The 10,362-nt window shown below is 66.2% G+C and carries 6 protein-coding genes; 4 read left to right on the top strand and 2 right to left on the bottom strand.

Annotation, left to right across the window (positions count from 1 at the left end; genetic code table 11):
- Positions 1-49: 49 nt before the first annotated feature.
- Complete coding sequence (locus tag U1701_RS12545; RefSeq protein WP_332782902.1) at positions 50-1,486, bottom strand: AMP nucleosidase; 1,437 nt, start codon at positions 1,484-1,486, stop codon at positions 50-52.
- A gap of 171 nt (positions 1,487-1,657) precedes the next feature.
- Positions 1,658-2,137 carry a peroxiredoxin gene (locus U1701_RS12550; RefSeq protein ID WP_332782903.1) on the bottom strand — a complete coding sequence of 160 codons (480 nt, stop codon included), beginning with the start codon at positions 2,135-2,137 and terminating at the stop codon, positions 1,658-1,660.
- A gap of 110 nt (positions 2,138-2,247) precedes the next feature.
- On the opposite strand from U1701_RS12550, the gene U1701_RS12555 reads away from it, so the two are divergent.
- From U1701_RS12555 to U1701_RS12570, 4 genes are all read left to right on the top strand, one after another.
- Complete coding sequence (locus U1701_RS12555; protein WP_332783053.1) at positions 2,248-2,808, top strand: YqgE/AlgH family protein; 561 nt, start codon at positions 2,248-2,250, stop codon at positions 2,806-2,808.
- 170 nt (positions 2,809-2,978) lie between these two features.
- Entirely contained in the window at positions 2,979-4,421 is a 1,443-nt protein-coding gene (gene ahcY, locus U1701_RS12560) for an adenosylhomocysteinase (RefSeq protein WP_332782904.1), read from the top strand.
- Between the two features lie 228 nt (positions 4,422-4,649).
- A complete protein-coding gene (locus U1701_RS12565) occupies positions 4,650-7,799 on the top strand; it encodes a TonB-dependent receptor domain-containing protein (protein ID WP_332782905.1) in 3,150 nt (1,049 codons plus the stop codon).
- Positions 7,800-7,939: 140 nt separating this feature from the next.
- Complete coding sequence (locus U1701_RS12570; protein ID WP_332782906.1) at positions 7,940-10,288, top strand: sensor histidine kinase; 2,349 nt, start codon at positions 7,940-7,942, stop codon at positions 10,286-10,288.
- The last annotated feature ends 74 nt before the right edge of the window (positions 10,289-10,362 follow it).

Genomic DNA, 10,362 nt, shown 5'->3' on the forward strand with positions numbered 1-10,362 from the left:
CTCCGCCGTCAACTGGTTAGCCGCCCGATGCCGATGACGGTACCACGGTTTACCGGAACGGGGGCTCGTCGAATGCGCGGAGTTTGCGGCTGTGCAGCTTCGCGCCTTCGCGGCGGAGCTGTTCGCAGGTCTCGATACCGATCCGCAGATGCTCGCTGATCGCGCGTTCGTAGAAGCGGTTGGCCTGGCCTGGGAGCTTCAACTCGCCGTGCAACGGCTTGTCGGAGACGCAGAGCAGCGTGCCGTAGGGGACGCGGAAGCGATAGCCCTGCGCCGCGATCGTCGCGGATTCCATGTCGATGCCGACGGCGCGGGAGAGCGAGAAGCGGAGCGCCGATTTGGAATAGCGGAGTTCCCAGTTGCGGTCGTCGGTGGTCACGATCGTGCCGGTGCGCAGGCGGCGCTTGAGCTCCTCGCCCGATTGGCCGGAGACGATCTCGGCGGCCTTGGCCATCGCGACCTGGACTTCGGCGATCGCCGGGACCGGAATCTCGGGGGGCAGCACGTCGTCGAGGACATGGTCGTCGCGCAGATAGGCGTGCGCGAGGACATAGTCGCCGATCCGCTGGCTGGGGCGCAGGCCGCCGCAATGGCCGATCATCAGCCATGCCTCGGGACGCAGCACGGCCAGGTGATCGCAGATCGTCTTCGCGTTGGATGGGCCGACGCCGATATTCACCAAGGTAATGCCGGTGCGGTCGTCGGCCATCAGGTGATAGGCGGGCATCTGGTGCCGACGCCACGCGCTGTCGCTGACGATCTTGTCGATGTCGTCTCCGCTCGTGATGGTGATGCCGCCGGCGCCCGACAGGCTGGTGAAGCGGCTCCCCTCGCCAAGCTGCGACCCGGCCCAGCGAACGAATTCATCGACATAGCGGTGGTAGTTGGTGAACAGGACGAACCGCTGTGCATGTTCGGCGGGGGTGCCCATATAGTGGCGCAGGCGGGCGAGGCTGAAATCGGTACGCAGCCCGTCGAACAGCGCGAGCGGGCGGGTCTCGTCGTGCGCGACCCACAGGCCGTCCGCGATTTCGTCACCGATATGCGCGAGCTCGGTGGCGGGGAAGAAGCGTGCGAGTTCGGTTGCGGACACTTCGTCGAGGCTGAGCGCGTGGCCGGGATCGATGACGTAGGGAAACGGGATTTCCTGCCGGCCTTCGACGGCTTCGACGGTGACGTCGTAATCCTCGATCAGCAGGGTCAGCTGTTCGGTGATGTAGTCGGCGAACAAAGCGGGCTTGGTGACGCTTATGCGGTAGTCGCCCGGCGTGACGAGACGGCCGAACGAGCGCAGCGGGGTGGGGCGATCGACGCCGCCGGCATAGGTGAGCCGGATTTCGGGATAGGCGAACGACCCGTCGGTCCGCGCGGCGGGATCGGGGATGGTGCCGTCGGCGATATAGGCGGCCAGTGCGGTCTGGAGACGCGCGACGGAGGCGCGGTAGAGGCGGTCGAGTTCGGCGACGAGGTCGGATGCGATTGTCATCGGGCAGTGTTATGCGGGGGATGTTGCGGTGGCAAGACGGGCGTCTCCTCCCCGGCACGGAGAGGGGGACCAGCGAAGCTGGTGGAGGGGGCTCGCCGCGAGCGCTGCGTGTGCCGAGCGCCCCCTCCGTCAGCCTATGGCTGCCACCTCCCCGTGGCGGGGAGGATTTGGTTAGATCTCGCTGAGCAGGTGCTCGGCGCTCGAGACCTTGAACTCGCCGGGGGCTTCGACGTTCAGCTGTTCGACCACGCCGTCGTTGACCAGCATCGAGTAGCGCTGGCTGCGCGTGCCCATGCCGAACTGCGAGCCGTCGAAGTCGAGCCCGACCGCCTTCGCGAATTCGCCATTGCCGTCGGCGAGCATCGTGATGTCGCCCGCATCCGCCGATTTGCTCCACGCGCCCATAACGAACGGATCGTTGACCGAGGTGCAGGCGATTTCGTCGACGCCCTTGGCTTTCAGCTCGGCGGTCTTCTCGACGAAACCGGGGAGATGCTTGGCGGAGCAGGTCGGCGTGAACGCGCCGGGGACCGCGAAGAGAGCGACCTTGCGGCCCTTGAAGAACGCGTCGGTATCGACCTGGTCGGGGCCGTCCGCGGTCGCTTTGATTAGGATGGTGTTGGGAAGCCGGTCGCCGACGCTGATCGTCATGGAAATTCTCCTGTTCGCCGCGCGGTTGCCGGCGGCGGCACCGTACCTCGGCGCGCCGCGTGGATATTTCAAGCGTGGCGGGTGCGGGCGCGGCAGGCTATATGCCGGGGATGGACAACGCGATCTATCTGTCGGGACAGTTCCTGCTGGCGATGCCGGGGATGAGTGACCCGCGGTTCGCGCGCGCGGTGATCGCCATGTGCAGTCATGACGCGACCGGCGCGATCGGGATCGGCATCGGCGCGACGATCGAGGGCCTGGGGTTCCACGACTTGCTGGACCAGTTCGAAATCGCGCCGGGCGACGCTCCCAATGCGCCGGTGCATTTTGGCGGGCCGGTCGATCCGCGACGCGGGTTCGTCGTGCATTCGCGCGACTGGGCGGGGCAGGGGACGACCGACGTCGCCGGGCGCTGGGCCTTGTCGAGCACGGTCGACGTGCTGCGCGCGATTGCGGAAGGCAACGGCCCGAGCGACTGGGTTGTCGCGCTGGGCTATGCCGGATGGGACTCGGGGCAGCTGGAGGGCGAACTCGCGCGGCCCGGATGGTTCAATGTCGCGGGGGATACCGAACTGTTGTTCGATACCGATGCCGAGGACCGCTGGACGCATGCGTTTGCAGCGGCCGGGGTCGATCCGCGGTTGCTAGTGGCGCAGACCGGGACGGCCTGACCGTTCTCCCGCGAAGGCGGGGCGCCAGGGTTACGCCGCGCCGCTTTTGGAACTCTTGGGCTCCCACTTTGGCGGGAGAACTGAGATATAAAGATATCTTTATATTTGATCTGGAGCGTCCCTTCGCCTAAGGGACGCGGCATCCGGCACGGGCATGAGGCTCGCCGATAATGAATTCCAGGAGACCCATCGTGGCCACCACCCTTGCACCTGCGAAGACCGATTACGTCGTCGCCGACATCAGCCTGGCCGAATTCGGCCGCGCCGAGATCAACATCGCCGAGACCGAAATGCCCGGCCTGATGTCGCTCCGCACCGAATTCGGTCCGTCGCAGCCGCTGAAGGGCGCGCGGATCACCGGTTCGCTGCACATGACGATCCAGACCGCGGTGCTGATCGAGACGCTGACCGCGCTCGGCGCCGATGTCCGCTGGGCGACCTGCAACATCTTCTCGACGCAGGACCACGCCGCCGCCGCGATCGCCGCGACCGGCGTGCCCGTGTTCGCGATCAAGGGCGAGAGCCTCGCAGACTATTGGAACTATGTCGGCGACATCTTCACCTGGGACGGTGAGGTCGAGGGCCAGACCTCGAACATCATCCTCGACGACGGCGGCGACGCGACGATGTTCGCGCTGTGGGGCGCCAAGCTCGAGGCCGGTCACACGATGCCCGAGCCCGAGAATGAGGAAGAGGTCGAGATGCAGCGCGCGCTGAAGGCGTTCGTCGCGAAGAAGCCCGGCTACCTCACCGAAACGGTCAAGAACCTGAAGGGCGTTTCGGAAGAGACCACCACGGGCGTCCACCGCCTGTACGAGATCGCCAAGAAGGGCGAGCTGCCGTTCCCGGCGATCAACGTCAACGACTCGGTCACCAAGTCGAAGTTCGACAACCTGTACGGCTGCAAGGAATCGCTGGTCGACGCGATCCGTCGCGCCACCGACGTGATGCTCGCCGGCAAGGTCGCGGTCGTCGCCGGCTTCGGTGACGTCGGCAAGGGTTCGGCCCAGTCGCTCCGCAACGGCGGCGCGCGCGTGATGGTCACCGAAGTCGATCCGATCTGCGCGCTGCAGGCGGCGATGGAGGGCTTCGAGGTCGTGACGATGGAGGAGGCGGTCAGCCGCGCCGACATCTTCGTGACCGCGACCGGCAACGCCGACGTCATTACCGCCGATCACATGAAGGCGATGAAGCCGATGTCGATCGTCTGCAACATCGGCCACTTCGACTCGGAGATCCAGATCGCCGCGCTGTCGAACTATGAGTGGTCCGAAGTGAAGCCGGGCACCGACCTGGTGAAGTTCCCCGACGGCAAGCAGATCATCATCCTGGCGAAGGGTCGCCTGGTGAACCTGGGTTGCGCGACGGGCCATCCGTCGTTCGTGATGTCGGCGTCGTTCACCAACCAGACGCTGGCGCAGATCGAGCTGTGGACCAAGGGCGAGAACTACAAGAACGAAGTCTACGTCCTGCCGAAGCATCTCGACGAGAAGGTGGCGATGCTGCATCTCGAGAAGCTGGGCGTGAAGCTGTCGCAGCTGACGTCGAAGCAGGCCGGTTACATCGGCGTGCCGGTCGAAGGCCCGTTCAAGCCGGATCATTACCGCTACTGATCGCTAACGCGATCGTCGCGCGAAAGGGCCGCGTCTACCGGAAGGTAGGCGCGGCCCTTTTTTCGTGCTGAAGGAGCGCCTTGCCGATCCTAAGCGGTCCTTTCTGCCCACTCGTGTGATGCAACAATGACACATCCCTGCAATATTTAATCCGAGTCATTGCAAACCAGACAGGAAAGGTGTCCTTCCGGCGCCATCAAAGCTGGTGGTTCAGAGGGTTACATAAACATGGTTGGCATTTCCGTCCGTAAGTCCGGACTGTTCGTTACCGCGTCGTCCGCGGCGTTCGTTCTCGCATCGCTTGCTCCGGCGGCCGCACAGACCGCCGCGCCGGTCGACGCCCAGACCCAGGCTCCCGGTGGCGAGCAGGATCCCGCAATCGGTTCGACCACGACGACCGGTGCTGTCGCACAAACCGAAGCACCCGACGCGGGCGGCGAGATCGTCGTGACGGGTTCGCGCATCGCGCGGCCGACGCTTGATTCGCCTGCCCCCGTCACCACGCTGACCATGGCCGATCTGACGCGTACCGGTGCAGTTACCGTTGGCGACGTGCTCAACGACCTGCCGTCGCTGCGCTCGACCTACAGCCAGGCGAGCTCGACCCAGTATATCGGCACGTCGGGGCTCAACTTCCTCGATCTGCGCGGGCTGGGCGTGACGCGCACGCTGGTGCTGGTCAACGGCCGTCGTCACATCACCTCGTCCGAAGGTGACTTCCTGGTCGACACCAACACCATCCCGACCGATCTGATCGACCGCGTCGACGTCGTCACCGGTGGCCAGTCCGCGGTGTACGGTTCGGACGCGATGGCGGGCGTCGTAAACTTCGTGCTGAAGCGCAACTTCGAAGGTTTGTCGCTTAACGCGCAGAGCGGCGTCAGCGACAAGGGTGACCACGGCACCTATCGGCTGAGCGGCACCTTCGGCAAGAATTTCGCCGACGGGCGCGGCAACATCGCGCTGAACCTGGAATACAACCAGTCGGACCTGGTCACGTTCTCGGATCGTCCGGAGCTGACCGGTGCCTATACCGGCCGTAATCAGTTCCAGCTGGTCGACAGCCCGTCGCTCGACAACACGATTCCGAACCGGACCTTCCTGAACAACGTCCACAGCTTCGGCTACGACAACGGCGGCAACTTCATCGCCTATAACGGCGCGGGTATCGGCGCGTGCAACTCGGCATCGGTCGCCGCCGGTTGCCTGGCCAACGGCTATCCGCGCGTGTTCGGCTTCAACCCGAACGGGGCGCTGTACGAGTATAACTACGGCACCGATTTCCGTCCGGCAGGCTCGAACAACAACAGCGGCGGCGACGGTGGTATCCTCAACGACCGCGGTACGCTGCAGCCGTCGCTTAAGCGCTACGTCGCGAACCTGCTTGGCCATTACGACGTTTCCGACGCGTTCAAGCCGTTCATCGAGGCGAAGTTCGTTCGCGTCGAGAGCTTTAACCAGGGTACGCCGACCTTCGCACAGGGTGGCGAGCAGGGCACGGTTGCCGACGAGGACGCAGATGGCAATCCGATCCGCCGCGCAGCGATCGGTGGCTTCAGCCGCCAGACGATCGGGATTCCGATCTCGTTCGACAACCCGTATCTGCAGCCGGGCGACGCCGCGACGATCCGGTCGCTGCTGCCCGCTGGAGCGCAGTTCTTCCGTCTCAACCGCAACAACAACGATTTCGGCACGCGCGACGAATATGATCGCCGCGACACCTACCGGATCGTCGGCGGTGCGGAAGGCACGTTCAACGACGACTGGAAGTACGATTTCTCGGTCAACTATGGCGAGTTCCGGACGCGTTCGAGCTTCTACAACAACCGTATCAACCAGAATTTCTACAACGCGGTCGACACGGTGCGGAACGGCGCGGGCACGATCGTCTGCCGGATCAACCAGACGACCGTTACCGATCCGAACTGCGTTCCGCTGAACGTGCTCGGCGACGGCGTCCTGAACCAGGCCGCGCTGAACTATATCAACACGACCTCGCATCGCACCGGCAAGGCGACCGAATTCGATGTGACCGCAAACGTCGTCGGCGACAGCTCGCAGCTGTTCGAGTTGCCGGGTGGCCCGGTGCAGTTCGCACTGGGTGGCGAATATCGGCGCGAGACCGCGTCCTACGCCTATGACGAACTGGTCAAGTCGGGCCAGACCTTCCTGAACGCGATCCCCGATTTCAACCCGCCTTCGTTCGCGGTGAAGGAAGCCTATGGCGAGATCAACCTGCCGCTGCTGAAGGGCATGCGGTTCGCCGAGGAGCTGACCGCCAACGCCGCGGTCCGCGTCGCGGATTACAAGGGTTCGGCCGGCACGGTTTGGACGTGGAACGCGGGCGCGCTGTATGCGCCGGTGCGCGACATCAAGTTCCGTGTGAGCTACGCGAAGGCCGTCCGCGCGCCGACGCTGAGCGATCTCTATTCGTCGCCATCGCAGAACTTCGATCTGCTCAACGATCCGTGTGACGTGAATTTCATCAACACAGGCCGCTCCACCCGCGTTGCAAACTGCGCCGCGGCAGGCGTCCCCGCGAACTTCATCAACAACGCGGCGCGTGGCGGCAGCACCGAATTCCTGTCGGGCGGCAACCCGAACCTGGGGGCGGAGACGTCGCGCAGCTGGACCTATGGCGTCGTCGTCCAGCCGTCGTTCATCCCTGGCCTGGCGATCACCGCGGATTACTATGACATCAAGATCAGCAACGTCATTGCCGCAGTCGACGCGCAGACCATCCTCGATGCCTGCTACGACGCGGCGTCGCTGACCAACCAGTTCTGCGGCCTGATCAACCCGCGCCAGGCGAACGGTGAGTTCGCGCAGACTGCGCTGCTGCAGAGCACGGTGAACTTCGCCGCGCTACGGGCGAAGGGGATCGATCTGGACGTGTCGTACAATCATCGCGTGTTCGGCGACGACAAGCTGGCACTGCGCTTCATCGGCACCTGGGTTCGCGACCGGACGGACTATCCGTACCTCGACAACCCGGCGCAAAAGGAGCGTGTGAAGGGTGAACTGGGTGACCCGGTCTACAGCTTCAACGCATCGGCGGATTACACCCGCGGTCCCGTCACGCTCGGCTATCAGCTGCGCTACATCGGTCGCCAGTCGATCACCGACTGGGAAGCCCAACACGACACCAACGGCGTTCCGGCACTCGATCCCAACTATGCCGATCGCGTCTACTACCCGTCGGTCGTCTATCACGCGCTGCGCGCGTCGGTTGATGTCGACAAGCGGATGACCTTCTATGGCGGCGTCGACAACCTCACCGACAAGCGTCCGCCCTACGGACTGCTCGGCAATGGCGCCGACGCGATCTACGACAATGTCGGTCGCTTCATGTACATCGGCGCGACCGTGAAGCTGTAAGCGTTCGGCGTCACAGCATGTGACATTCGCGAAATGGGCGGGTCCGGGTTTGCCGGGCCCGCCCTTTTCGCGTGCGATGGCTTCCCCGCGCGGGGGGCTTGCGCCTAGACAGGGCGAATGAAGCCGGAGGCGGGTGTTTGATGATGGTCCTGGGGACCGGTGCCGCGATCGTCGCGGGGGTGGTGCTGTTCGCGCTGGTCGTCGGGGGCGCGGTGCTGGCGTTTGTCGGGCTGCGCGCCAAGGCCGCGGCGCAGGCTGCGCTCGACGCCAACGCGCAGTTGACCGCGCTGGTCGAGGCGTCGCCTGCGTTGGTCACGATCGTGCGCGGCGACGGGCGGGTCGAGATGGCGCAGCGGATGGCGGACTGGCTGGGGCTGGCGACGCCGGCGCGGTCGCTGGCGGAACTCGCGGGCGAGGACTCGGGACTGTCGGCGGAGGATGCTGCCGCGGTGACCGCGGCGGTCAGCGTGGCGCAGCGATCGGGCCGCGGGTTCGTGCGCGCGGTGCGGCCGGTGGGATCGACGCGCGCCATCACGCTGCGCGGCGCGCGCGCGCCGGGGACGATGGGTGCGAGCGGGGCGGTGCTGCTGTGGGCGTTCGATGCGACCGACAGCGAAGCCGAGATCGCGCGGTTGAGCGGCGAGACCACGCGGCTGGGGTCGGCGTATGACGCGCTGACCGGGCTGATCGAGGCGGCGCCGATGCCGATGTGGTACCGCGCGCCCGATCTGCGGCTGACGATGGTCAATTCGGCCTATGTGGAGGCGGTCGAGGGGCGTAGCGCGGCGGACGTCGTCGCGCGCGGGCTCGAGCTGGTCGAGGGATCGGGCCGCGGCGGGCCGCTGGCCGGGGCCGCGGCGGCGCGCGAGGCGGGACGGCCGCATCACCAGGTGCTGCCGGCGACGATCGACGGCGCCAGGCGCTCGCTCGAAATCTACGACGTGCCGCTGCCGACCGGCGGCGTCGCCGGGTTCGCGGTCGATATCGAGGAGTTGGAACAGGCGCGATCGGGCGCCAAGCGCTTTGCCGAGGCGCAGCGCGCGATGCTCGACCGGCTGTCGGCGGGGGTGGCGCAGTTCGGGGGCGACCGCGGGCTGGTGTTCTGCAACCAGCCGTTCCGGCGGATGTTCGCGATGCGCCCCGAATGGCTCGCCGACCGGCCCGAATTCGACCGCGTTCTCGAGCGAATGCGCGAGGCCGAACGGTTGCCCGAGGTGCGCGACTTCCCCAGCTGGAAGGCCGAACGCCGCGGCTGGTTCGTCCAGACGAGCGGCGCGATCGAGGAGAATTGGCATCTGCGCGGGGGGACGCACCTGCGCGTCGTCGCGCAGGCGTTGCCGGATGGGGGGCTGCTCCTGATCTTCGAGGATCGCACGGAGCAGGTGCAATTGGCGAGCGCGCGCGACACGTTGCTGCGCGTCCGGACGGCGACGTTCGACAATCTGTTCGAGGCGTTGGGCGTATTCGCCGCCGATGGGCGCCTGCAATTGTGGAACAACCGGTTCCGCGCGGTGTGGGGGCTAGAGGAGGAATTCCTGGCGGCGCACCCGCGCGTTGACGCGTTCGCGGCGGCGGCGGCATCGAAGCTGGTCACGCCGGCCGATGCCGCGTTGTTCCCCGAGCTGGTCCATTCGGCGACCGCCGGGCGCCAGCAGCGCGGCGGCCGGGTGGCGTTCGCCGACGGGCGGCATTTCGAGTTCGCGGGCGTGCCGCTGCCCGACGGCAACGCGCTGTTCACGATGCTCGACATCACCGCCAGTCTGCGGGCCGAGGAGAGCTTGCGCGAGCGGGCCGAGGTGCTGGAGGCCGCCGACCGGGTGAAGACCGCGTTCGTCGCGAACATGAGCTATGAGTTGCGCACGCCGCTGACCTCGATCAGCGGGTTCGCCGAGATGCTGCACGGTGGCTATGCGGGCAAGATGACCAAGCAGGCGTCGAGCTATGTCGAGGCGATCCTCGAATCGGTCGAGCGGCTGGGGTTGCTGGTCGACGACGTGCTCGACCTGACGCGCGACGCGGCGGACGGTGGGGCGCTGATACGCGCCGATATCGACCTCGCGACGACGGTGCGCGCGGCGGCGGAGACGATCATGCCGTCCGCCAAGCGGCGCAAACTCGACTTCGCGGTGGAGGTGGCGCGCTCGACGGGGCGGGTGAGCGGCGACGAGCGGCGGTTGAAGGAGGTGGTCGAGCATCTGTTGCGGCATGCGGTAGCGGCGACGCCCGATGGCGGGCGGGTGCTGCTCCACACCGACGGCAACGCGACCGCGGCGCGGATCGTGGTGTCGGACGACGGGCCGGGGATGGACGCCGAGGCGGTGCTCCACGCGTTCGATCGGTTCGCGGAGTCGAAGCCGATCGGCGACCGCGCGCTGGGATTGGGGCTGCCGCTGGCGAAGCAGTTCGTCGAGGCGCATGGCGGGACGATCGAATTGGTGTCCGAGCCGGGGGCGGGGACGCTGATCACGGTCGAGTTGCCGCGGCGATGAGGGTGGCGTCGATACGCGTGCGGTTCTCCTGCGAAAGCAGGAGTCCAGGAGTCGCATGCGTTGGCCCTTGTAAC

The organism is Sphingomonas rhamnosi (assembly GCF_036663615.1).
Classification (GTDB): Bacteria; Pseudomonadota; Alphaproteobacteria; order Sphingomonadales; family Sphingomonadaceae; genus Sphingomonas.

What these genes read in the sequence shown, in the direction of transcription:
- U1701_RS12565 (WP_332782905.1), top strand. Translation starts at nt 4,650, where the DNA reads ATGGTTGGCATTTCCGTCCGTAAGTCCGGACTGTTCGTTACCGCGTCG.
- U1701_RS12570 (WP_332782906.1), top strand. Translation starts at nt 7,940, where the DNA reads ATGATGGTCCTGGGGACCGGTGCCGCGATCGTCGCGGGGGTGGTGCTG.
- U1701_RS12555 (WP_332783053.1), top strand. Translation starts at nt 2,248, where the DNA reads ATGGACAACGCGATCTATCTGTCGGGACAGTTCCTGCTGGCGATGCCG.
- ahcY (WP_332782904.1), top strand. Translation starts at nt 2,979, where the DNA reads ATGAATTCCAGGAGACCCATCGTGGCCACCACCCTTGCACCTGCGAAG.
- U1701_RS12545 (WP_332782902.1), bottom strand. Translation starts at nt 1,486, where the DNA reads ATGACAATCGCATCCGACCTCGTCGCCGAACTCGACCGCCTCTACCGC.
- U1701_RS12550 (WP_332782903.1), bottom strand. Translation starts at nt 2,137, where the DNA reads ATGACGATCAGCGTCGGCGACCGGCTTCCCAACACCATCCTAATCAAA.